Below are 22,691 nucleotides of genomic sequence, written 5' to 3' on the forward strand. Positions count from 1 at the left end.
CCACTGTGGCAGCGAGCCTGCTCGCGAAGGGGCCGGCACATACGACGAAATTTTTTCAGCCAGCCTTTAGAATCTGCGCAGCACTGACCACCGTCGCATACTCCCCGTGCAAATTCCCCAGCGACATCCCGTGCACCTCTTCAGCGGTACGCAGCGTGCCGAAATAGTCGGCCTTGTCGAAGGTGAAACAGGCATCCTCCGCGACCCACGCATCGAACCCCAGATTGCCCGCCGTGCGCGCCGTGGATTCCACGGAGTTGTTCGTCGCCACGCCAACAATGATCAACTGCCCGATCCCCGCCTCACGCAACCGCGCCTCTAACCCGCTAGCACAAAACGCATCGGGCACCTGTTTCTGAATCAGCCATTCACCGTCCTGCGGCAAAAACCGCTGCTGAAACTCCACCCCCTCCTGTTCCGGCCAAAATACCGAATCCGGCTCGCGCGACAAATGCTGCACATGCACCACCGGCCGACCGCTACGCCGCCAAAGCCCCAGCAGATCAAGGATTCGCTCCTCCGCTTGAGGATTATTCCTTCGCCCCAAACGCGGCTGCAGGATGCCTTTTTGCTGGTCGATGATGATCAGTGCAGCGTTGGCCTGAAGCTCCATGGCGATTTTTCTCACGCGGGGTCATTGAATTCTGCGCAGTTCAGCATCACCTCTTCCTACTAAGCAAGCTATCGAACGCACACGGGACGACCTGACGCCGGCGTTTGCTGTCCGCACACACGTCCATTTCTGCTTTGGAGTTTTCCATGATCGATCTGTATTACTGGACCACCCCCAACGGCCACAAGATCTCCCTGTTCCTTGAAGAAGCCGGCCTGCCGTACAACGTCCATCCGATCAACATCAGCCAGGGTGAGCAGTTCCAGCCGCACTTTCTGAAAATCGCGCCGAACAACCGCATTCCGGCCATCGTCGATCATGAACCGGCCGATGGTGGCGAGCCGCTGTCGCTGTTCGAATCCGGGGCGATTCTTTTGTATCTGGCGGAGAAAACCGGAAAGTTTCTGCCCAAGGACCTACGCGGTCGACAAACGGCGCTGCAATGGCTGTTCTGGCAGATGGGCGGACTGGGGCCGATGGCCGGACAGAATCACCATTTCAGCCAGTTCGCACCGGAAAAAATCCCCTATGCAATCAAGCGCTACATTGATGAGACGGCGCGGCTGTACGGCGTATTGAACAAACAACTGGCCGATAACGAATTTGTCGCCGGCAGCGAATACAGCATTGCCGACATGGCGATTTATCCGTGGATCGTCTCGCACAAATGGCAGAGTCAGAATCTCGAAGACTTCCCCCATGTGCAGCGCTGGTTCAACCACATCAAGGATCGCCCAGCGACAGTGAAGGCCTACGCGCTGGTGCAGAAAATCAATCCACCGAAGTCCTAAATCGCCGTGATTCTGATCGTTCCCACGCTCAGCGTGGGAATGCAGCCCGGGACGCTCCGCGTCCCTTCAAAGCCGAACGCGGAGCGTCCGTTGAGGCATTCCTTTGCTGCGCGCTGAAACGATCGTCGAGAACTGAAGAAATAACTCTGTCGCCCGCTTGCGCGGCACCCTCCTGCTCACTAACGTAGCGCCTTTACTGACGCTACCCCCCGCAGGAGCTTTGCCATGGCCTCGCCAGCCCTCACACATTTTCTTCCCCGGTTCGGCGTTGCCGCAGCAGTGGCCGGTGTTTTGGGCCTGTCCGGTTGCCAGACCTGGAACGCTCAGGACACCCTCCCGCCGACCTCCGGCGTGCAACCGCTCAAGGGCCTGGCGCAGAACGTGTCGGTACGCCGCAATGCCATGGGCATGCCGTTGATCGAAAGTAATACTTTCCACGACGCGCTGTTCAGCCTCGGCTATGTGCACGCCAGCGACCGCATCAACCAGATGGTCACCTTGCGCCTGCTCGCTCAGGGCCGTCTAGCGGAAATGTCCGGCGCGTCGATGCTCGACGCCGACCGCTACATGCGCGCGGTCAATCTGAAGAAAAGCGCCGGCGAGCTGTACAAAGCCTCGTCGCCACGCCTCAAGCGTTTCTTCGAAGTCTATGCGCGGGGTGTCAACGCCTACCTGTTCCGCTACGCCGACAAGTTGCCGGGCGATCTCGCCTCCAGCGGTTACAAGCCTGAATACTGGAAGCCGGAAGATTCGGCACTGATTTTCGCCCTGCTGAATTTCAGCCAGTCGGCCAACCTGCCGGAAGAAATTGAATCCTTGGTGCTCGCGCAAACCGTGACCAGCGACAAACTGGCCTGGCTGACGCCGTCCGCGCCGGACGAAAACCTGCCACTGGCCGAGGCCGACAAGCTGCAAGGCCTCAAGCTCAACGGGCAAATCCCCGGTCTGACCGAGCTGAGCAACGCCAGCCAGCAACTGTCGGCGCTGAACCTGCTGGGCACCACGTCTTCAAACAACTGGGCGATCGCCCCGCAACGCAGCCGCAGCGGCAAGAGCCTGCTGGCCAGCGACGCCCATGGGCCGCTGGCCGCGCCGTCGCTGTGGAGCTTCGTGCAGATCCGCGCGCCGAAATATCAGGCGGCGGGCGTCACCGTCGCCGGTTTGCCGCTGGTTCTCGGTGGCTTCAACGGCAAAGTGGCGTGGAGCACGACCAGCGTGCTCGGCGATAACCAGGATCTGTTCCTGGAAAAAATCCGTCGCCAGGGCAGCAGCCTGACCTACGAGGTCAACGGCAAATGGCAACCGCTGGGCGTGCGCAACGAAACCTACTTCGTCAAAGGCCAGCGACCGATTCGCGAAGCGGTGTACGAAACCCGTCACGGCGCGTTGCTCAACAGCGCTCAAGCGGCGGCGCAAGGCAGCGGTTTCGGTCTGGCCTTACAAACCCCGAGCTTCACTGACGATAAATCGCTGGACGCATTTTTTGACCTGACCCGCGCACAAACCGTCGAGCGCGCCTCGGATGCCAGCCGCGAGATCCGCGCCATCGCCCTGAATCTGGTATTCGCCGATGCGAGCAACATTGGCTGGCAAGTCACCGGGCGTTTCCCCAATCGGCGTGAAGGCGAAGGTTTGCTGCCATCGCCGGGCTGGGAAGGTCGCTATGACTGGGACGGTTACGCCGACCCGATGCTGCACCCGTACGATCAGGACCCGGCACAAGGCTGGCTCGGCACCGCCAACCAGCGCGTGATTCCACACGGTTACGGCATGCAGTTGTCGAACTCCTGGGCGGCGCCGGAGCGTGGCGAGCGTCTGGCGGAGCTGGCCGGCAGCGGCAAGCACGACAGCCGTAGCGTGATCGCCATGCAATACGACCAGACCACCACCTTCGCCGCCAAGTTGAAGAAAGTCTTCGAAGCACCGGGCATGAAACAACCGCTGAAACAGGCGATTGACGCTCTGCCGGAAGCGGATCGCAGCAAGGCGCGTGAAGCGTTCACGCGGTTGATGGCGTTCGACGGCAAGCTCAGCCCGACCTCGGCGGATGCGGCGATCTATGAGTTGTTCCTGCAGGAAAGCATGAAGCAGATCTTCCTCGACGAACTCGGCCCGGAATCGAGCGCGGCGTGGAAAGCGTTTATTGCCAATGGTGATTTGTCCTACGCAGCGCAGGCCGATCATTTGTTGGGACGCGAAGACAGTCCGTTCTGGGATGACATTCGCACGCCACAGAAAGAGGACAAAGCCGTGATTCTCGCCCGCAGCTTTGCCGCAGCGATCAGCGCTGGCGAGAGTCAGTTGGGTGGCGATCACAGAACCTGGCAGTGGGGCAAATTGCACAGCTATGTGTGGAAGAACAGCAATGGACAGATCGTGCGCGGGCCGCTGGCGGCCGGTGGCGATCACACGACGTTGAACACTTCGGCGTTCGCTTGGGGTCAGGACTTCACCACCACCCGCGCGCCGTCGATGCGCTTCATCGTTGACTTCGGTCAGGCTGAGCCGCTGATGGGCCAGAACGGTACGGGACAATCCGGGAATCCGGTCAGCCCGAACTACCTGAACGGGATTGATGCGTGGCTGAAGGGGCAGTACATCGGCTTGCCGATGCAGCCGCAGAACTTTGATCGGGTCTATGGCAAAACTCGTTTGACCCTAACTCCCGGCAAATAAGCTGAACGGCAAAAGCCCCTCACCCTAACCCTCTCCCAAAGGGAGAGGGGACTGACTGGGGATGCTTGAGTCATACGCCGACCTGAACGTGCACTGCCGAATCCAGAATCAACTCGGTTCGTGCCTTGCCGAATCCGTAATCGACTCGGTCTTACAGGTCGATGTAGCTGGCCAGACACCTCGGTCAACCCCCTCTCCCTCCGGGAGAGGGCTGGGGTGAGGGGCTTTTGATCTGGTCCAGAATCTGTGCTCGACTCGGTTTTTTCAGGTCGATGTCAATCGCCAGACACCTCGGTCGGCCCCCTCTCCCTCTGGGAGAGGGCCGGGGTGAGGGTTGCTCTTCAAAGTCGATAGAACTTCCGGACACGCGCCAGCCTCATAGCTAACAAGCCCCCCATTTCTGGTAACGACATGGACCTTGTTATCGCCCGCCCCGAAGGCCTTTATTGCCCTGCGGGAGATTTCTACATAGATCCGTGGCGCCCCGTCGAGCGCTCGGTCATTACCCATGCCCACGGCGATCACGCCCGTACCGGCAACCAGCATTACCTCGCCAGCAGCGCCAGCGAAGGGATTTTGCGCGCGCGTCTGGGGCAAGACATCAACCTGCAAACCCTCGCCTACGGCCAGCGCCTGACGCACCACGGTGTCACCTTGAGCTTTCATCCGGCCGGCCACGTGCTCGGTTCGGCCCAAGTGCGTCTGGAATACGGCGGCGAAGTCTGGGTCGCGTCCGGCGATTACAAGATCGAACCGGACGGCACCTGCGCCCCGTTCGAACCGGTGCGCTGCCACACCTTTATCACCGAATCGACCTTCGGCCTGCCGATCTACCGCTGGCAGCCACAGGCGCAGGTGTTCAGCGAGATCAATCAGTGGTGGGCGGCGAATATTGCCGCCGGCAAGGCCAGCGTGTTGTTCTGTTACTCGTTCGGCAAGGCCCAGCGGATTCTCCACGGCATCGATGAATCCCTCGGCCCGATCCTCAGCCACGGTGCGGTCGAACCGCTGAATCGGGTCTACCGCGAGGCTGGTGTGTACCTGCCGCCGACGATCTACGCCGGCGACTTGAAAAAAAGCGATCCGATCATGCGCCAGGCCCTGGTCATCGCTCCGCCCTCGGCCGGAGGCAGCACCTGGATGCGTCGCTTCGGCGAGTTCAGCGACGCGTTCGCCAGCGGCTGGATGCGTTTGCGCGGCACCCGGCGGCGGCGCGGCGTCGATCGTGGTTTCGTGCTTTCCGATCACGCTGACTGGCCCGGCCTGCTCTGGGCCATTGAGCAAACCGGCGCAGAGCGGGTGATGGTCACCCACGGCTCGATCGGCGTGCTCGTGCGGCATCTGCGCGAACAGGGTCTGGATGCCCAGGGTTTCAATACCGAATACGGCGATGACGAAGAAGAAAACCTCGCCACCGAACCGACCATCGCCGAGATGCCAGCATGAGAGCATTCGCCGAGTTGTACGCCGAACTCGACGCGACCACGTCAAGCAACGCCAAACTGGCGGCAATGCAAACTTACTTCGCCCAGGCCGAACCGCATGACGCCGCGTGGGCGGTGTACTTCCTCTCCGGGGGGCGGCCCCGGCAACTGGTGCCGGTCCGAATCCTGCGCGAACTCGCCGTCTCAGTCTCCGGCCTCGAGCCGTGGCTATTCGAGGAAAGCTATCAAGCGGTCGGCGACCTGGCGGAAACCATTTCTCTGGTACTCGCGGAAAACCTGCACAGCTCCGACGCCGGCCTCGCCGAATGGATCGAAGACAAACTCCTGCCGCTGCGCGGTGAAACTCCGGAATACCTCAGCCGACAACTGCCCGCCCTGTGGGCGCAACTGGATCGATCGAGCCTGATGCTGTGCATCAAATTGATCACCGGCAGTTTCCGCGTCGGCGTCTCGAAACTGCTGGTTACCCGCGCCTTGGCGTCGATGGCCGGGCTGGACAGCAAACGCGTGGCGCAGCGTCTGGTCGGCTACACCGACCTGTCCAATCGGCCGAGCGCCGCCAGCTACCTGAAACTGATCGCCCCGGAATCCAGCGATGAGCATGCCCAGCGCGGCGGCCAGCCCTACCCGTTTTTCCTCGCCCACGCCTTGTCGCAACCGGTGGAAGAATTCGAAGCGCTGATCGGCCCGGCCAGCGACTGGCAAATTGAATGGAAATGGGATGGCATCCGTGCACAAGTGGTCAAGCGTGAAGGCCGGCTGTGGATCTGGTCGCGGGGCGAGGAACTGGTGACCGAGCGTTTTCCCGAATTGGAAGTGCTGGTACACGGCTTGCCCGACGGCACGGTGATCGACGGCGAAATCGTCGTGTGGAAAAGCACGCATCCGCGTACTGAAGATGCTTTCGATCCGCAATCGACCGAACCTGCGGCGGTGCAACCCTTCGCCTTGCTGCAACAACGCATCGGCCGCAAAACCCTCGACAAGAAAATCCTCGAAGACGTGCCGGTGGTGGTGCTCGCTTACGACTTGCTTGAATGGCAGGACGAAGACTGGCGCAACCAGCCGCAGGCCAAACGTCGCGCGCAACTGGAAGACGTCATCGCCCGCTGTAACAGCCCGGTATTACTGCCCTCACCGGTGCTGACCGGCAGCGACTGGTTCGACCTCGCCCGCCAGCGCGAGTCATCGCGGCGCTTGGGTGTCGAGGGCATGATGCTCAAGGCGCGGGATTCGCTGTACGGCGTCGGCCGCACCAAGGACATGGGCGTGTGGTGGAAATGGAAGGTTGATCCGTTCAGCGTCGATGCCGTGTTGATTTACGCCCAGCGCGGTCATGGTCGGCGGGCCAGCCTGTACAGCGATTACACCTTTGCCGTGTGGGACGGCCCACCCGAGTCCAGCCAACGCGCGCTGGTGCCGTTTGCCAAAGCCTATTCGGGGCTGACCGATGAAGAAATGCGCCAGGTCGACAGCATTGTGCGCAAGACCACGGTGGAGAAATTTGGGCCGGTGAGTAGCGTGAAACCGAGTCTGGTGTTTGAGCTGGGCTTCGAAGGCATCGCCCTGTCGCGGCGGCACAAGAGCGGCATCGCGGTGCGTTTCCCGAGGATGTTGCGCTGGCGGCAGGATAAAACCGTGGAAGAAGCGGATAGCCTCGCGACCTTGCAAGATCTGTTGGCCTGACCCCAATTTCCCGGACATTGATCGTTCCCACGCTCCGCGTGTGGGAATGCAGCCTGGGACGCTCCGCGTCCCCCCAAAAGCCAAACGCGGAGCGTCCGTTGAGGCATTCCTTTGCTGCGCATGGGAACGATCAGCCACAAAACAGTGCATGCTTTCTGCAATGCCCAGTTCCGGGCATTCAAACGCCCTCATCCCTCCGCACCCAACCTTTTAAAACACTTGTTCGGGACTCTGGTTCGGAAATTGCTACTTTCTATAGGTCGTACGCGTTCCAGTAACAATAATTCTGCGCCACAAGCGCTCATATTGGTTCTTAGGGATTGAATAATGAAAAAAGCATTGCTGACCCTTTCTGCACTGGCGTTGTGCATGGCCGCTGGCTCCGCGCTGGCCAAGGAATACAAAGAGCTGCGCTTTGGCGTTGACCCTTCGTATGCACCGTTCGAGTCGAAAGCGGCCGACGGCAGCCTGGTGGGCTTCGACATCGATCTGGGCAACGCGATCTGCGCCGAACTGAAGGTCAAGTGCAAGTGGGTCGAAAGTGACTTCGACGGCATGATTCCGGGCCTCAAAGCCAACAAATTCGACGGTGTGATCTCGTCGATGACCGTGACCCCGGCCCGCGAAAAAGTCATCGACTTCTCCAGCGAGCTGTTCTCCGGCCCGACCGCTTATGTGTTCAAAAAAGGCTCCGGTATCACCGCAGACGTCGCATCCCTCAAGGGCAAAACCGTCGGCTACGAGCAGGGCACCATTCAAGAAGCCTACGCCAAAGCCGTGCTGGACAAGGCCGGCGTGAAAACCCAGGCCTATCAGAACCAGGATCAGGTGTATTCCGACCTGACCTCTGGCCGTCTCGACGCCGGTATCCAGGACATGCTGCAAGCCGAACTGGGCTTTTTGAAGTCGCCACAGGGCGCCGACTATGACGTCAGCAAGCCAGTCGACAGCGAATTGCTGCCAGCCAAAACCGCTGTCGGTATTAAGAAAGGTAACACTGAGCTGAAAGCGCTTTTAGATAAAGGTATCAAAGCGTTACACGATGACGGCAAATACGCCGAGATTCAAAAGAAACACTTTGGCGATCTGAATCTGTACAGCGGCAAATAATGCCCCGGCGCCCATCCTCGATGGGCGCCTTTTCCATCCGCTCAGGTTGCTGATTTATGTTCGAAAACCTCTTACAAAATCTGGGGCTCTCCGCCTTCAGCCTCAAGGGTTTTGGCCCGTTGCTGTTGGAAGGCACCTGGATGACCATCAAATTATCGGCGTTGTCGCTGTTGGTGGCCGTGTTGCTCGGCCTGCTTGGCGCTAGTGCCAAACTGTCAAAAGTCAAACTGGTGCGCCTGCCCGCGCAGCTCTACACCACGCTGATTCGCGGGGTGCCGGATCTGGTGCTGATGCTGCTGATCTTCTACAGCCTGCAGACCTGGCTGACGTCTCTGACCGATTATCTGGAATGGGAATACATCGAAATCGACCCGTTCAGCGCCGGGGTGCTGACCCTGGGTTTCATTTATGGTGCGTATTTCACCGAAACCTTCCGTGGCGCGATCCTCGCCGTGCCGCGCGGACAGGTTGAAGCGGCCACAGCGTATGGCCTCAAACGCGGCCAGCGCTTTCGCTTCGTGGTGTTTCCGCAAATGATGCGCTTCGCCCTGCCGGGTATCGGCAACAACTGGATGGTGATGCTCAAGGCCACCGCGCTGGTGTCGATCATTGGTCTGGCCGATCTGGTCAAAGCCGCGCAGGACGCCGGTAAAAGCACTTATCAACTGTTCTACTTCCTGGTTCTCGCCGCATTGATCTATCTGCTGATCACCAGTGCCTCGAATTTCATCCTGCGCTGGCTCGAACGTCGCTACGCCGCCGGTGCCCGGGAGGCCGTACGATGATCGAACTTTTGCAGGAATATTGGCGAGCCTTCCTTTATACCGATGGCCAGAACATTACCGGGCTGGCGATGACGATGTGGCTGCTCAGCGCCTCGATCTTCTTCGGTTTCCTGGTGTCGATTCCGCTGTCGATTGCACGGGTTTCGCCGCACTTCTACATTCGCTGGCCGGTGCAGTTTTACACCTACCTGTTCCGTGGCACGCCGTTGTATATCCAGTTGCTGATCTGCTACACCGGGATCTACAGCCTGGCCGCCGTGCGTGCGCAGCCGTTGCTCGACAGTTTCTTTCGCGATGCGATGAACTGCACGATCCTCGCCTTCGCCCTCAACACCTGCGCCTACACCACGGAGATTTTCGCCGGGGCGATCCGCAGCATGAACCACGGCGAGGTCGAAGCGGCCAAGGCTTACGGGCTGACCGGCTGGAAGCTGTATGCCTACGTGATCATGCCGTCGGCGCTGCGCCGTTCGTTGCCGTATTACAGCAACGAAGTGATCCTGATGCTGCACTCGACCACCGTGGCCTTCACCGCGACCATCCCCGACATCCTGAAAGTCGCCCGGGACGCCAACTCGGCGACCTTCCTGACTTTTCAGTCGTTCGGCATCGCCGCGCTGATCTACCTGACCATTACCTTTGCGCTGGTCGGCCTGTTCCGCCTTGCTGAACGCCGATGGCTGGCTTTCCTCGGGCCGACTCACTAGGACACCTTTGCAATGCGCCACCTGATTCATGACTTGCTGGCCCCGCTGCCGGGGACCGCACGACAGATCCACAGCTTCCACTTCGGCCCGGAACAGGCCAAGGGCAAGGTTTACATTCAGTCTTCGCTGCATGCCGACGAATTGCCGGGCATGCTCGTCGCCTGGCATCTCAAACAGCGTCTGGCCGAGCTGGAGGCCGCCGGGCGCCTGCGCAGCGAAATCGTGTTGGTGCCGGTGGCCAACCCGGTCGGCCTCGAACAAGTGCTGATGGACGTGCCGCTGGGCCGTTACGAACTGGAGAGCGGGCAGAACTTCAACCGCTGGTTCGTCGACCTCAGCGAGGAAATCGGCAACGCCATCGAGGGCAGGCTGAATGACGATGCACAGCACAACCTTGAACTGATCCGCAGCCATCTGCGCAATGCCCTCGCCCGCCAGACTGCCAGCACGCAACTGCAATCCCAGCGCCTGATCCTGCAACGGCTGGCCTGTGATGCGGATATGGTGCTCGACTTGCACTGCGACTTCGAATCGGTGGTTCACCTCTACACCACGCCCGAAGCGTGGCCGCAGGTCGAACCGCTGGCGCGCTATATCGAAGCCCAGGCGAGCCTGCTGGCCACTGACTCCGGCGGTCAGTCGTTCGACGAATGCTTCACGCTGCTGTGGTGGCAATTGAAAGAGCGCTTCGGCGAACACTTCGAGATTCCGCTGGGCAGTTTCTCCGTGACCGTCGAGTTGCGCGGCCAGGGTGACGTTACTCATCCGCTCGCCAGCCGCGACTGCCAGGCACTGATCGATTATCTGATCCAGTCCGATGCGATCGTCGGCGAGACCAAACCGCAACCACCGCTGCCGTTCCCCGCCACGCCGCTGGCCGGTGTGGAACCGGTGACCACCCCGGTCGGCGGCCTGCTGGTGTATACCGCCACGGCGGGGCAATACCTCGAAGCCGGGCAGCAGATCGCCGAAATCATCGACCCTATCCACGACCGGGTCACCCCCATTCATTGCACCAGCGCCGGCGTGATGTACGCCCGTTCGCTGCGACGCATGGCCACTGCCGGCATGGTCATCGCCCACGTCGCGGGCGCTGAAGCCTATCGCAGCGGCTACCTACTTTCGCCTTGAGGATGTCTGTCCCATGTACAAACTGACCGTTGAAGGCCTGCACAAAAGCTATGGCGACCATCAGGTGCTCAAAGGCGTTTCGCTCAAGGCCAAGACCGGCGACGTGATCAGCCTGATCGGTGCCAGCGGCTCGGGCAAAAGCACTTTTTTGCGCTGCATCAACTTTCTTGAACAACCCAACGACGGCGCCATGAGCCTCGATGGCCAAGCGATCCGCATGGTCACCGACCGCCACGGCATGCACGTCGCCGATGCCGATGAACTGCAACGTTTGCGCACGCGGCTGGCGATGGTGTTCCAGCATTTCAACCTGTGGAGCCACATGACCGTGCTGGAAAACATCACCATGGCCCCGCGCCGGGTGTTGGGTTGCAGCAAACAGGAAGCCGACGATCGTGCGCGGCGTTATCTCGACAAGGTTGGTTTGCCGGCGCGAGTGGCCGATCAATACCCGGCGTTTCTCTCCGGCGGTCAGCAACAGCGCGTAGCGATTGCCCGGGCGCTGGCGATGGAGCCTGAGGTGATGTTGTTCGATGAACCGACCTCGGCGCTCGATCCGGAATTGGTCGGTGAAGTGTTGAAGGTGATTCAAGGGCTGGCGGAAGAAGGCCGGACCATGATCATGGTGACCCATGAGATGAGCTTCGCTCGTAAGGTTTCCAGCCAGGTGTTGTTTCTGCATCAAGGTCTGGTGGAAGAAGAAGGCGCCCCCGAGGAAGTCCTCGGCAACCCGAAAAGCGAACGCCTCAAACAATTCCTCAGCGGAAACCTCAAGTAGCCCACGTTCCCCTGTAGGAGCTGCCGAAGGCTGCGATCTTTTGATCTTGTTTTGTAGAGATCAAGATCAAGATCAAAAGATCGCAGCCTTCGGCAGCTCCTACACGGTCACCCTGATTAAACCTTTCGCCAACTGATGTGGTCACTGGAAGAACCCCTCCAGAGCGCGCGCAGCCCGCATGGCGAAATCCTCCGACCTGGCAAAAATCTGGTTCAGCGCCCGCGGCTGGAAGCCGTTCGCCTTTCAGAAAGATGTATGGGCGGCGGTCAAAAAAGGCGAATCCGGCCTGCTCCACGCCAGCACCGGTGCCGGTAAAACCTATGCCGTGTGGTTTGCCGCGCTCAATCGCTTCGCGCGCTCGCAGCCTGCCGTCGAAACACCGCGCAAACGCAAATCACCGGCCGAACCGCTGACCGTGCTGTGGATCACCCCCATGCGCGCCCTCGCCGCCGACACCGCGCGTGCCTTGCAAGCGCCGGTCGATGACCTGCAGATCCCGTGGAACATCGGCCTGCGCACCGGCGACACCAGCAGCAGCGAGCGCGCCCGCCAGAGCCGACGCCTGCCGACCACGCTGATCACCACCCCGGAAAGCCTGACCCTGCTGCTCGCCCGCGCTGATGCACAGGTAGCGCTGTCGACTCTGCGCATGATCGTCGTCGATGAATGGCACGAACTGCTCGGCAACAAGCGCGGCGTGCAACTGCAACTGGCCCTCGCCCGCCTGCGGCATTGGCAGCCTGAGCTGATCGTCTGGGGCGTCTCGGCCACCCTGGGTAATCAATCCCACGCCGAGCAGGTGCTGATCCCACAGGGCGGCGGCATCAGCATTCAGGGGCAAAGCGAAAAAACGCTGAAGGTCGACACCCTCCTCCCACCGGCCATCGAGCGTTTTCCCTGGGCCGGGCATATCGGTCTGAAGATGCTGCCGCAGGTCGTTGCCGAACTGGATGCTTGCGCCAGCACCTTGGTCTTCACCAATACGCGGGCGCAATCGGAAATCTGGTATCAGGCGCTGCTGGAGGCACGGCCGGACTGGGCCGGGCTGATCGCGTTGCATCACAGCTCCCTGTCTCGCGAGACTCGCGACTGGGTCGAACAGGCCTTGAAGAACGGGCATTTGAAAGCCGTAGTCTGCACTTCAAGCCTGGACCTGGGCGTGGATTTCCTGCCCGTCGAGCGCGTACTGCAAATCGGCTCGGCCAAAGGTGTCGCGCGCCTGATGCAACGGGCCGGACGCTCGGGCCATGCACCGGGGCGCACGTCGCGGGTGACGCTGGTGCCGACGCACAGCCTTGAGTTGATCGAAGCCGCCGCCGCCCGCGATACCGTCGAACAACGGCGCATCGAACCACGCCTGTCACCGCACAAACCGCTGGATGTGCTGGTGCAACACTTGGTCAGCATGGCCCTCGGCGGTGGGTTTATTCCTGAAGAGTTGTACGAAGAAGTCCGCGGCGCCTGGGCCTATCGCGACCTGACACCCGCTGACTGGAGCTGGGCGCTAGCTTTCGTACGCCATGGCGGGATGTCTCTGACAGCCTATCCGGATTACCGCCGGGTCGAGCCGGACGAGCACGGCGTCTGGCGCGTACCGGATGCGCGATTGGCGCGGCGCCATCGCATGAGCATCGGCACCATCGTCAGTGACGCGAGCATCCATCTGAAATTCTGGAGCAAGGGCGGCGGTGGCAAACAGTTGGGCAGTGTCGAGGAAGGCTTTATCGCGCGGCTTAAACCCGGTGATGGTTTTCTCTTCGCCGGGCGTTTGCTGGAGTTGGTGCGAGTGGAAAACATGACCGCTTACGTCAAACGCAGCACGGCGAAGAAAGCCGCGGTGCCGCGCTGGAATGGCGGGCGGATGCCACTTTCCAACGAGTTGGCCGAAGCCGTGGTCAGGCGCTTCAGTGCCGCCGCGCAGGGTGAGTTTGTCGGCCCGGAAATGCAGGCGTTGCGACCGTTACTGGAAACGCAGATGCACTGGTCTGGCTTGCCCACCGCCGAAAATCTGTTGGCCGAAGTGCTGAAATCCCGCGAAGGCTGGCACCTTTTTCTCTACCCGTTTGCCGGGCGCCAGGTGCATCTGGGGCTGGCGAGCCTGCTGGCCTGGCGTGTCAGCCAGCGCCAGCCCGTGACGTTCTCGATCGCGGTGAACGATTACGGCCTGGAATTGCTCAGCGCCACGCCCGTCGACTGGGCCGAGCATTTGAATACACAACTGTTCAACGCCGATCACCTGTTAAAGGATGTACTGGCCAGCCTCAACGCAGGCGAATTGGCGTTGCGACGCTTCCGTGAAATCGCCCGGATTGCCGGGCTGGTCTTCGCCGGTTACCCCGGTGCGCCGAAAAGCACCCGGCAGGTACAGGCGTCCAGCGGTTTGTTCTTCGAAGTGTTCAAACAATACGACGCCGACAACCTGTTGCTCGCACAGGCCGGGGAAGAAGTCCTACGAGAGGAATTGGATATTCAACGTCTGGAACAGACACTGGAGCAAATCAACCGGATGAAACTCGACGTGCATCAGATAAAGCGTCCTACACCCCTGGGGTTTCCACTGCTGGTGGAGCGCATGCGCGAAAGCATGAGTTCAGAGAAACTCGCCGACCGCATCAGACGGATGGTTGGAGACCTGGAAAAATCCGCCGACAAGGGCAAACACCGATGAACGCGCCCTACCCTGTGCGACTGGCGGGTGAAGACCTCTGGTTGCTGCCGGAAAAGGCCCTGTACTGGCCGGCGCAACAGGCCTTGCTGATTGCCGATGTGCATTTCGGTAAAGCCGCCGCCTACCGCAGCCTCGGTCAACCGGTCCCGCAAGGCACTACCGCGAGCAATATTGCAGTGATTGACCGATTGCTGGCGAAAATGCCCTGCCGACAGCTGATATTCCTTGGCGATTTTCTCCACGGACCCGGCTCGCATGCCGTGGGGACTTTGCGCGAACTGGCCGAATGGCGTGCGCGCCATGTTGATCTGCCGATGACACTGATCCGCGGCAATCACGACAAACGGGCGGGCGATCCGCCGGAATCGCTGAATATCCGGGTCGTGCCCGAACCGCTGCTGATCGGGCCATTCGCCCTGCAACATGAACCGGACCCGCATCCTGAACGACACGTACTGGCCGGTCATGTGCATCCGGTCTATCGGTTACATGGCAAGGGCCGACAAAGCTTGCGCTTGGCGTGTTTCAGACTCAGCGAACGCATCAGCCTGCTGCCGGCCTTTGGCGCGTTTACCGGGGGATATCCGGTCGAGAAGGAGCAAAACTGCAGAATTTTCGTCATCGGTGACAACGAAATATGGCCAGTCAGTTGACGTCTTCACAGACCTCATCTGACTGGCCATTGGTTTTCAATGCAGATCAGGCAACCGGTGCCGGTGGCGGCTCGTCTGGAAGGGTCGGTTCGCCCGGCTCGGTCGGTTGTTCGTTGGGGGTATCGGGATCGGGCTGTCCGGGAATTCCGCCGGCCATGCTCAGTGGCGGATGCGCCAACAAGGACCAGGCCAATACGCCAATCTGATTGGGCTCGAGCCTTGCCAGTTCGGCAGTGATTTGCGGATCGATCTTCATAGGGCACTCCTCGCGAAGGCCCGTTTTGCCGAAAGCAAAAACGGGCAGTACACCCCATAGAGTGTCTGCCCGCCAAAGAATTCCCGCGATCTGTCGGATGGACCGATCAGGTGCGCGGCAAGGTCACGCCACGCTGGCCCTGGTACTTGCCACCGCGATCCTTGTAGGACACTTCGCATTCCTCGTCGGATTCAAGGAAGAGCATCTGCGCCACGCCTTCGTTGGCGTAGATTTTCGCCGGCAGGTTAGTGGTGTTGGAGAATTCCAGCGTCACGTGGCCTTCCCACTCTGGCTCAAGCGGGGTGACGTTAACGATGATGCCGCAGCGCGCGTAGGTGCTTTTACCCAGGCAGATGGTCAATACATTGCGCGGAATGCGGAAGTATTCGACGGTGCTGGCCAGTGCAAAGGAGTTCGGCGGAATGATGCAGACGTCGCTATGGACGTCGACGAAGCTGCCCGGGTCGAAGTTTTTCGGGTCGACGATGGACGAGTTGATGTTGGTGAACACCTTGAAGTGATTGGTGCAACGTACATCGTAGCCATAGCTCGATACACCGTAGGAGATCACACGGCTGTCATCGCTGCCGCGCATCTGGCGCTCGACGAACGGTTCGATCATGCCGTGTTCCTGCGCCATGCGGCGAATCCACTTGTCCGATTTGATGCTCATGGCGGGGTGTCCTGAATAGCGAGGTGGAAAAATTCTGTCCGGCATCTTACCGGGCGCGCCGCCGGGTTCAAAGTGCGCGGTGCAATTCTCGCCGAACACCCATGAAATACGAGCTTTGGCGACGAACCGTCACACCGCCGATCCCGAAAACAGAGAAACCTTCGCAAGAAGCATTGGCACTTCTCGGAAACTGGGTTAAGGTGGCGTCACTGTGTTGCTTGTGTCACTGAGAATCTCTACACGATATGTTGAATTTCGATCCAACCATCTACAAGAATTTTTCCTGCTCTTTGCACTCAGTCTCGGCCAGGGTTCTTCCTGAGTCGCAGTTATCTTTGTTCAAGGAGTTACACCATGTCTAATCGCCAAACCGGTACCGTTAAGTGGTTCAACGATGAAAAAGGCTTCGGCTTCATCACTCCACAATCCGGTGACGACCTGTTCGTTCACTTCAAAGCTATCCAATCCGACGGCTTCAAAAGCCTGAAAGAAGGCCAACAGGTTTCTTTCATCGCTACCCGCGGTCAGAAAGGCATGCAAGCTGAAGAAGTACAAGTTATCTAACTTGTAGCTTCTTTAGAAAAGAGCCCCGCCCTTAAAAGCGGGGCTTTTTTGTGGGCGTCTGTTTTTCAGCTCGCAAAAAAAGATCGCAGCCTTCGGCAGCTCCTACAGGATTTACATCAATCCTCTGTAAGAGCTGCCGAAGGCTGCGATCTTTTGCTTGCGCCTTACCAGGCCACGCCAAACCCGGCGGTATAACGGGTCTTGTTCAGATCGGCATCGTTAGTGCCACTGATGATGTCGCGCTCAGCCTTGAGGTTGAGCGACGCCCAGTCGGTGACCTTGTAACGCAGCCCCAATTCAGCATCCAGTGCGTAATCAGCAACTCCGGACAGTGGTTTGCCCACTTCACCGTTGGTGAAGAACTCGACTTTCTTGCCAATCAGGTAACGGTTGTAATCCCATTTCATGGCGACAGAGTAGAAGTTGTCCTTGCTGCCATCGCGGTACTCATAGTCCGTGCGGTTGAGCAGCGAGCCCAGCGAGAACGCGCCCAACTCGTCATCCCAGAACTGGTAGCCAGGACCGGTACCAACCACGCGCTGACGCGCCAGCTCTTCGATGTGATCGCGCTTGTAATTCAGACGACCCTGCCAGAACCATTTATCGGTCAGGAAGCGGTCGAGTGCATATTCGGCGCGCCAGTTGTTGGTGGTGGTCTCGTCGTCCTGCACTTCGCGGTTGTACTCGCCTTCGGCGGTATGACGCCAGCGACCATGACGTGCCGTGGTCTTGAAGCCGACATCGTAGTCATCGGTGTCCTTCTCGGCGCGCTGATAATCCAGCGCCAAGTCGACATTGCCCTTCCAGACCAGATCCTCGACCACCGGTTTCGGTTTGAGAATCTGCTGAATGCTCGCCAGCTCGACGGTTTTCGGCGCCTCGCCATTGGCCAGGGTGACCTTGCCATCTTCGGCGGCCGTCAGCGACTTGGACACTTCGCCGGTGTAGGCATCCTGTTTGACCAGCAAGTGCTGATCGCTGTCCAGCGTCTTGACCTCTTTCCAGTCGATGGTGACCGCACCGGCGTATTTGGTCTGGATCAACAGCTTGCCGCCGTCGAATACCGTAATGGTACCGCTCAACTTGTCACCGTTCTTCAACCAGACGGTATCGGCAAGCAGGGGCGTGGACGCGCTGAAAACAGCAAGGCACAGCAAGGATCTGGAAAACATAAGCGAATCGAAGGCTCAAGTTTGCGAAAAAGGTCGGCATTATCCGTAGGAATAAGACCCTGACAAGGACTGACCGAACGATTTCCGATGAGTTCATTTCTCAATTGCGCGATCACCGATTACTCTGAAAGCCATCAAACTGTTCATGCTCAGGAACCGCGTACGTGACAGACCCGCTCGACAGCGTTGAAAACGATGCGCAAATCCGACGCACGGCGCTCTACTCGACGCTCGCCCAAGTGCCCGAAGGCAAAGTCGTCAGCTATGGTCAGTTAGCTGAACTGGCCGGGTTGGGGCGCGCCGCCCGCTGGGTCGGCCGCACCTTGAGCCAGCTACCCGGTGATACCAAACTGCCCTGGCACCGAGTGCTGGGCGCCGGCGGTCGGATCAGCCTACCGGTGGGCAGCCCATCGGGTGATGAACAACGGGCCCGATTGCGCATGGAAGGCATCACCGTCCTGAACAATCGTGTGGATATTCAGCGCCATGGCTGGCGTCCGGTAGAGCACAGCGGTTAGAGTGCGCGCTTTGTTTTCGCAATCTTGAGGCAGACTTCAGCCCATGCCCCGTAAAACCTGGCGCGCCGCGCTAGCCGCTTATGCCAGTCCTTCGACGCTCGTGCTGTTGTTGCTCGGTTTCGCCGCCGGCCTGCCGTACATGCTGGTATTTTCAACGCTTTCCGTCTGGCTGCGTGAAGCCGGTGTCGCCCGTGAAACCATCGGCTACGCCAGCCTGATCGGCTTGGCTTATGCGTTCAAATGGGTCTGGTCACCACTGCTCGACCAATGGCGCCTGCCGTTGCTGGGCAAACTCGGCCGTCGCCGTTCGTGGCTGGTGCTCTCGCAGGCCTTGGTGATTCTCGGCCTGGTCGGCATGGGTTTCTGCGATCCGCAGAAGCATCTGTCCTGGCTGATCGCCATTGCCGTCGTCGTCGCCTTCGCCTCCGCCACCCAGGATATCGCGGTGGATGCCTATCGCCTGGAAATCGCCGAAGACAACCGCCAGGCCGCTCTCGCCGCCAGTTATATGTCCGGGTACCGCGTAGCAGCGCTGCTGGCCACCGCTGGCGCACTGTTTTTCGCTGAGGGCTTCGGCTCCACAGGTTTCAATTATCAGCACTCGGCCTGGGCCGGCACTTACGCGCTGTTCGGCGCATTGATGATTCCTGCCCTGCTGACCACGCTGTTGATGCGCGAGCCGCCAGTGCCGCTACGCACTCAATTGCAGGCCGGGCGCTATACCTTCATGCATCAACTGATGTCGGTGTTTGTGCTGATTATCTTGCTGGTCTCGGTACCGGCGATGTTCACCCAGCTCTACAACACCGATTTTGCCAGTGTGCTGTTCGGCGACATGAGTCCGCTTGACCTGCTGCTCGAAGACCGCGCCTTCCTGCGCGCGATTCTCTATACGCTGCTCACCGGTCTGTGTCTGTCGACCATGGGTCGTCGCGGCCTCGCACCGGTGCTGACACCGGTCAATGACTTCATTCTGCGCTACCGCTGGCAGGCACTGCTGCTGCTCGGCCTGATCGCCACCTATCGGATGTCGGACACGGTCATGGGCGTCATGGCCAACGTGTTCTATATCGATCAGGGTTTCACCAAGGATCAGATTGCCAGTGTCAGCAAGATCTTCGGCCTGATCATGACGCTGGTCGGCGCCGGCATGGGCGGTCTGCTGATCGTGCGCTTCGGCATTCTGCCGATTCTGTTCATCGGCGGCGCGGCCTCGGCCGCCACCAACCTGCTGTTCGTCATGCTCGCCGACATGGGTCCAAACCTGCAGATGCTGATGGTGACCATTTCCCTCGATAACTTCAGTTCGGGTCTGGCGACGTCGGCGTTCGTTGCCTACCTGTCGAGCCTGACCAACCTGAAGTTCTCCGCCACCCAATACGCCCTGCTCAGCTCGATCATGCTGCTGTTGCCGCGCCTGATGGGCGGCTATTCCGGGGTTCTGGTCGAGAAGTTCGGTTACCACAGCTTCTTCCTGATCACTGCCCTGCTCGGCGTGCCGACGTTGATTCTGATCGCGTTGCACTGGTTTCAGGAAAGCCGCCGCGAAGGCCCGACGCCAACGCCCGAGCCTGTGCCGACGCCGGTCGTAGAAGAATCGTAAGACGTTTCGGCAACGGCGGGAGGAATCTCGCCGTCGTGCCTCCCCACTGACCTCACGCCTGTACGTCGGCAAAACTCGCCGGTACACTGCGGAGTCATTTCCAGTCATAGCAACCGACAACGGCCAACCATGCGCACCAGTCAATTTTTGCTCGCCACACAGAAAGAAACGCCTTCCGACGCGGTCGTGATCAGCCACCAGCTGATGCTGCGCGCCGGCATGATCCGCAAACTCGCCTCGGGCCTGTACACCTGGCTGCCGATGGGCTTGCGAGTCATGCGCAAGGTTGAAGCCATCGTTCGCGAAGAGATGAACGCCGCCGGCTCTCTGGAAGTGTTGATGCCGAGCACCCAACCGGCCGAGCTGTGGCAGGAATCGGGGCGCTGGGAAGAATACGGCCCTGAGCTGCTGCGCATCAAAGATCGCCACGGTCGCGACTTCTGCGCGGGCCCGACCCACGAAGAAGTGATCACCGATCTGATGCGCAACGAGTTGAGCAGCTACAAACAGCTGCCAATCAACCTGTACCAGATCCAGACCAAATTCCGTGACGAAATCCGCCCACGCTTCGGTTTGATGCGTGGCCGTGAATTCATCATGAAGGACGCGTACTCGTTCCACGCTGATCAGGCGTCGCTGCAGGTCACTTATGACCGTATGCACCAGGCGTACTGCAACGTGTTCAGCCGTCTGGGTCTGAAATTCCGTCCGGTGGAAGCCGACAACGGTTCGATCGGTGGCGCCGGCTCGCACGAATTCCACGTACTGGCCGAGTCCGGCGAAGACGACATCGTCTTCAGCAACGGCTCCGACTACGCAGCGAACATCGAAAAAGCCGAAGCGGTGCCACGCGAAACCTCGCGTGCCGCTGCGACCGAAGAGCTGCGCCTGGTCGATACCCCAGACACCAAGACCATCGCGGCGCTGGTGGAAAAATTCAATCTGCCGATTGAGAAGACCATCAAGACCCTGATCGTGCGTGCCGAAGAAGAAGGCAAGCTGATCGCGCTGGTGATTCGAGGCGACCACGAACTAAACGAAATCAAGGCTGCCCAGCAACCGGGCGTTGCCAGCCCGCTGGTCATGGCCACCGATGCCGAACTGCGTGACGCCATTGGCGCCGGCGCCGGTTCGCTCGGCCCGCTGAACCTGCCGCTGCCAATCATCATCGACCGCTCGGTCGAACTGATGAGCGACTTCGGTATCGGCGCGAACATCGACGACAAGCACTACTTTGGCGTGAACTGGGAGCGCGATCTGCCGGTTCCGACCGTGGCCGACCTGCGTAACGTAGTCGCCGGTGACCCAAGCCCGGACGGCAAAGGCACGCTGGAAATCAAACGCGGTATCGAAGTCGGCCACATCTTCCAGCTGGGCAACAAGTACAGCAAGGCGATGAAGTGCGAAGTGCTGGGCGAGAACGGCAAGCCGGTAACCCTGGAAATGGGCTGCTACGGCATCGGCGTGTCCCGCGTGGTGGCGGCTGCCATTGAGCAGAACAACGACGAAAACGGCATCATCTGGAGCGACACTCTGGCGCCGTTCCAGATCGCTCTGGTTCCGCTGCGTTATGAAACCGAGCAGGTGCGCGAAGCCACCGACAAACTGTACGCCGAACTGACGGCCGCCGGTTTCGAAGTGCTGCTGGACGATCGCGACAAGAAAACCAGCCCGGGCATCAAATTCGCGGACATGGAGCTGATCGGCATTCCTCACCGGATCGTGGTCAGCGACCGCGGCCTCGCCGAAGGCAACCTGGAATACAAGAGCCGTACCGAAGGCGAAGCGCAAGCATTGCCGGTGGCCGACGTATTGTCCTTCCTGCAGGCCCGTATCCGCCGCTGAAACCAGATAGAGACGTCATGTTCAAGCGAAACACCTTAGGCCTCGGTGGCACCGCCCTGTGCGGTGCCCTGCTGGTCAGCGGCTGTGCCAATCACATGTCACAACGCAGCGAGCACGAAGAGCGGGTCGAGCGGAAGTTGCTCGACCATAGCCTGCAGATTGATGTCGGCGAGCCTAAGGCGCTTGAGCTGCCGCAGCGACGCGTGAAGATCAACGAACAGAAGACTTTCGAAGTCACCGAGTTCGAAGTCACCCGTCGCTACGATCGCTACACGCCTTACCAGCCTTGGCGGGAGGTCTACGAGATCCCGCTGGGCGTGGTGGCCGTGGTTGGCGGCGTCGGCGCGAACGTGGTCAACGTTTTCGCTCTCGGCAATCTGCCGGACAGCGTCACCAAGGACTGGCTGAGCTACGGTTTTGCCGGGCTCAATCCATTCATGAACGTGCAGTCCAATGGTCGCGCGCAGCAGAACCTGGCGGGTATCGATGAAGTCCAGCGCGACAAGCGCACGGAGTATTCGAGCCTGCCGTGGAGCGAGCGCCCGGTGCAGGTCAAGGCTGGCAAGCAGACCTTCGACATGACCACCGATCGTAACGGTGTGCTGCGTCTGAATCTGCTCGACAGCCCGTTTGCCGAAAATGACCTCAATCATGTCGGCAAGCTGCAGATCAGCGTCGAAGACAGCAAGGATGACGTGCACTCTGATTCGTCGCTGATGATCAGCAGTCATCTGCGCGGCAAATTGCTGGAGGCGCACGGGCTGATTTACGACGACCTGGAAGACGACGAAGTGAGCCAGTGGGTACACCGGGTCAAACGTCTGTCGGAACTGGGTCTGGAAGAAGAAGCCAGCGAGCTGGAACAAAGCCTGATCGAACTCACGCGCAACGATCCTGAGCTGCAGACCGAGTTTCTCAAGTCGCTGACCAAGGATGCGGGGCGTCTGGTGGCGGATCCGGGACCGAATTAAGGCCTATTAAAAGATCGCAGCCTGCGGCAGCTCCTACATTGGAACG

General features: G+C 59.9%; 20 protein-coding genes. 16 read left to right on the forward strand and 4 right to left on the reverse strand.

The window, feature by feature from the left end; all coding sequences use genetic code 11:
- Window positions 1-55: 55 nt before the first annotated feature.
- The gene (locus CKW38_RS21990) at window positions 56-613 is read right to left on the reverse strand and encodes a cysteine hydrolase family protein (RefSeq protein WP_095113858.1); all 558 of its coding nucleotides are present in this window, start codon (window positions 611-613) and stop codon (window positions 56-58) included.
- 146 nt (window positions 614-759) lie between these two features.
- Between CKW38_RS21990 and CKW38_RS21995 the strand changes: the two genes are divergently transcribed.
- The 11 genes from CKW38_RS21995 (at window position 760) to pdeM (ending at window position 15,043) form a co-directional block, all read left to right on the forward strand.
- On the forward strand, window positions 760-1,404 hold the full coding sequence (locus CKW38_RS21995; protein WP_095113859.1) for a glutathione binding-like protein: 645 nt from the start codon (window positions 760-762) through the stop codon (window positions 1,402-1,404).
- A gap of 225 nt (window positions 1,405-1,629) precedes the next feature.
- Window positions 1,630-4,080 carry a penicillin acylase family protein gene (locus tag CKW38_RS22000; RefSeq protein WP_007918605.1) on the forward strand — a complete coding sequence of 817 codons (2,451 nt, stop codon included), beginning with the start codon at window positions 1,630-1,632 and terminating at the stop codon, window positions 4,078-4,080.
- A 411-nt stretch (window positions 4,081-4,491) separates the two neighbouring features.
- Complete coding sequence (locus tag CKW38_RS22005) at window positions 4,492-5,526, forward strand: ligase-associated DNA damage response exonuclease (RefSeq protein ID WP_007918606.1); 1,035 nt, start codon at window positions 4,492-4,494, stop codon at window positions 5,524-5,526.
- Entirely contained in the window at window positions 5,523-7,211 is a 1,689-nt protein-coding gene (locus CKW38_RS22010; protein WP_095113860.1) for an ATP-dependent DNA ligase, read from the forward strand. The genes CKW38_RS22005 and CKW38_RS22010 overlap by 4 nt, the downstream gene beginning before the upstream one ends.
- Window positions 7,212-7,538: 327 nt before the next feature.
- Window positions 7,539-8,321 carry a transporter substrate-binding domain-containing protein gene (locus tag CKW38_RS22015; RefSeq protein WP_007918608.1) on the forward strand — a complete coding sequence of 261 codons (783 nt, stop codon included), beginning with the start codon at window positions 7,539-7,541 and terminating at the stop codon, window positions 8,319-8,321.
- A 56-nt stretch (window positions 8,322-8,377) separates the two neighbouring features.
- Window positions 8,378-9,106 carry an ABC transporter permease gene (locus CKW38_RS22020; protein ID WP_007918609.1) on the forward strand — a complete coding sequence of 243 codons (729 nt, stop codon included), beginning with the start codon at window positions 8,378-8,380 and terminating at the stop codon, window positions 9,104-9,106.
- Window positions 9,103-9,813 carry an ABC transporter permease gene (locus tag CKW38_RS22025; RefSeq protein WP_007918610.1) on the forward strand — a complete coding sequence of 237 codons (711 nt, stop codon included), beginning with the start codon at window positions 9,103-9,105 and terminating at the stop codon, window positions 9,811-9,813. Before CKW38_RS22020 ends, CKW38_RS22025 begins: the two co-directional genes overlap by 4 nt.
- Window positions 9,814-9,825: 12 nt before the next feature.
- Window positions 9,826-10,944 (forward strand): succinylglutamate desuccinylase/aspartoacylase family protein, encoded by a 1,119-nt coding sequence (locus CKW38_RS22030; protein ID WP_095113861.1) that lies wholly within the window; start codon window positions 9,826-9,828, stop codon window positions 10,942-10,944.
- 13 nt (window positions 10,945-10,957) lie between these two features.
- Window positions 10,958-11,722, forward strand: a complete 765-nt coding sequence (locus CKW38_RS22035) for an ABC transporter ATP-binding protein (RefSeq protein ID WP_007918612.1) — start codon at window positions 10,958-10,960, stop codon at window positions 11,720-11,722.
- A 178-nt stretch (window positions 11,723-11,900) separates the two neighbouring features.
- Entirely contained in the window at window positions 11,901-14,390 is a 2,490-nt protein-coding gene (locus tag CKW38_RS22040; protein WP_095113862.1) for a ligase-associated DNA damage response DEXH box helicase, read from the forward strand.
- Window positions 14,387-15,043 carry a ligase-associated DNA damage response endonuclease PdeM gene (gene pdeM / locus CKW38_RS22045; RefSeq protein WP_095113863.1) on the forward strand — a complete coding sequence of 219 codons (657 nt, stop codon included), beginning with the start codon at window positions 14,387-14,389 and terminating at the stop codon, window positions 15,041-15,043. The genes CKW38_RS22040 and pdeM overlap by 4 nt, the downstream gene beginning before the upstream one ends.
- 46 nt (window positions 15,044-15,089) lie before the next feature.
- On the opposite strand, the gene CKW38_RS22050 is transcribed toward pdeM, so the two are convergent.
- Entirely contained in the window at window positions 15,090-15,299 is a 210-nt protein-coding gene (locus CKW38_RS22050; protein WP_007918615.1) for a hypothetical protein, read from the reverse strand.
- Window positions 15,300-15,405: 106 nt separating this feature from the next.
- Complete coding sequence (gene dcd / locus CKW38_RS22055) at window positions 15,406-15,972, reverse strand: dCTP deaminase (protein ID WP_007918616.1); 567 nt, start codon at window positions 15,970-15,972, stop codon at window positions 15,406-15,408.
- A 354-nt stretch (window positions 15,973-16,326) separates the two neighbouring features.
- Between dcd and CKW38_RS22060 the strand changes: the two genes are divergently transcribed.
- On the forward strand, window positions 16,327-16,536 hold the full coding sequence (locus CKW38_RS22060; RefSeq protein WP_002554837.1) for a cold-shock protein: 210 nt from the start codon (window positions 16,327-16,329) through the stop codon (window positions 16,534-16,536).
- A 164-nt stretch (window positions 16,537-16,700) separates the two neighbouring features.
- Here CKW38_RS22060 and CKW38_RS22065 read toward each other — a convergent pair whose 3' ends face one another.
- A complete protein-coding gene (locus tag CKW38_RS22065; RefSeq protein WP_007918617.1) occupies window positions 16,701-17,708 on the reverse strand; it encodes a DUF481 domain-containing protein in 1,008 nt (335 codons plus the stop codon).
- 164 nt (window positions 17,709-17,872) lie between these two features.
- Between CKW38_RS22065 and CKW38_RS22070 the strand changes: the two genes are divergently transcribed.
- The 4 genes from CKW38_RS22070 (at window position 17,873) to CKW38_RS22085 (ending at window position 22,645) form a co-directional block, all read left to right on the forward strand.
- The gene (locus CKW38_RS22070) at window positions 17,873-18,226 is read left to right on the forward strand and encodes an MGMT family protein (protein ID WP_007918619.1); all 354 of its coding nucleotides are present in this window, start codon (window positions 17,873-17,875) and stop codon (window positions 18,224-18,226) included.
- Between the two features lie 43 nt (window positions 18,227-18,269).
- Entirely contained in the window at window positions 18,270-19,829 is a 1,560-nt protein-coding gene (locus tag CKW38_RS22075; protein ID WP_095113864.1) for an AmpG family muropeptide MFS transporter, read from the forward strand.
- A 129-nt stretch (window positions 19,830-19,958) separates the two neighbouring features.
- Window positions 19,959-21,674, forward strand: a complete 1,716-nt coding sequence (locus CKW38_RS22080; RefSeq protein ID WP_007918631.1) for a proline--tRNA ligase — start codon at window positions 19,959-19,961, stop codon at window positions 21,672-21,674.
- Between the two features lie 17 nt (window positions 21,675-21,691).
- The gene (locus CKW38_RS22085) at window positions 21,692-22,645 is read left to right on the forward strand and encodes a hypothetical protein (protein WP_007918633.1); all 954 of its coding nucleotides are present in this window, start codon (window positions 21,692-21,694) and stop codon (window positions 22,643-22,645) included.
- Window positions 22,646-22,691 lie beyond the last annotated feature (46 nt).

The organism is Pseudomonas sp. Irchel 3H7, assembly GCF_900187605.1.
Taxonomy (GTDB): Bacteria; Pseudomonadota; Gammaproteobacteria; order Pseudomonadales; family Pseudomonadaceae; genus Aquipseudomonas.

Coding starts and splice junctions, on each gene's coding strand:
- CKW38_RS21990 (WP_095113858.1), bottom strand. CDS start 613: ATGGAGCTTCAGGCCAACGCTGCACTGATCATCATCGACCAGCAAAAA.
- CKW38_RS21995 (WP_095113859.1), top strand. CDS start 760: ATGATCGATCTGTATTACTGGACCACCCCCAACGGCCACAAGATCTCC.
- CKW38_RS22000 (WP_007918605.1), top strand. CDS start 1,630: ATGGCCTCGCCAGCCCTCACACATTTTCTTCCCCGGTTCGGCGTTGCC.
- CKW38_RS22005 (WP_007918606.1), top strand. CDS start 4,492: ATGGACCTTGTTATCGCCCGCCCCGAAGGCCTTTATTGCCCTGCGGGA.
- CKW38_RS22010 (WP_095113860.1), top strand. CDS start 5,523: ATGAGAGCATTCGCCGAGTTGTACGCCGAACTCGACGCGACCACGTCA.
- CKW38_RS22015 (WP_007918608.1), top strand. CDS start 7,539: ATGAAAAAAGCATTGCTGACCCTTTCTGCACTGGCGTTGTGCATGGCC.
- CKW38_RS22020 (WP_007918609.1), top strand. CDS start 8,378: ATGTTCGAAAACCTCTTACAAAATCTGGGGCTCTCCGCCTTCAGCCTC.
- CKW38_RS22025 (WP_007918610.1), top strand. CDS start 9,103: ATGATCGAACTTTTGCAGGAATATTGGCGAGCCTTCCTTTATACCGAT.
- CKW38_RS22030 (WP_095113861.1), top strand. CDS start 9,826: ATGCGCCACCTGATTCATGACTTGCTGGCCCCGCTGCCGGGGACCGCA.
- CKW38_RS22035 (WP_007918612.1), top strand. CDS start 10,958: ATGTACAAACTGACCGTTGAAGGCCTGCACAAAAGCTATGGCGACCAT.
- CKW38_RS22040 (WP_095113862.1), top strand. CDS start 11,901: ATGGCGAAATCCTCCGACCTGGCAAAAATCTGGTTCAGCGCCCGCGGC.
- pdeM (WP_095113863.1), top strand. CDS start 14,387: ATGAACGCGCCCTACCCTGTGCGACTGGCGGGTGAAGACCTCTGGTTG.
- CKW38_RS22050 (WP_007918615.1), bottom strand. CDS start 15,299: ATGAAGATCGATCCGCAAATCACTGCCGAACTGGCAAGGCTCGAGCCC.
- dcd (WP_007918616.1), bottom strand. CDS start 15,972: ATGAGCATCAAATCGGACAAGTGGATTCGCCGCATGGCGCAGGAACAC.
- CKW38_RS22060 (WP_002554837.1), top strand. CDS start 16,327: ATGTCTAATCGCCAAACCGGTACCGTTAAGTGGTTCAACGATGAAAAA.
- CKW38_RS22065 (WP_007918617.1), bottom strand. CDS start 17,708: ATGTTTTCCAGATCCTTGCTGTGCCTTGCTGTTTTCAGCGCGTCCACG.
- CKW38_RS22075 (WP_095113864.1), top strand. CDS start 18,270: ATGCCCCGTAAAACCTGGCGCGCCGCGCTAGCCGCTTATGCCAGTCCT.
- CKW38_RS22080 (WP_007918631.1), top strand. CDS start 19,959: ATGCGCACCAGTCAATTTTTGCTCGCCACACAGAAAGAAACGCCTTCC.
- CKW38_RS22085 (WP_007918633.1), top strand. CDS start 21,692: ATGTTCAAGCGAAACACCTTAGGCCTCGGTGGCACCGCCCTGTGCGGT.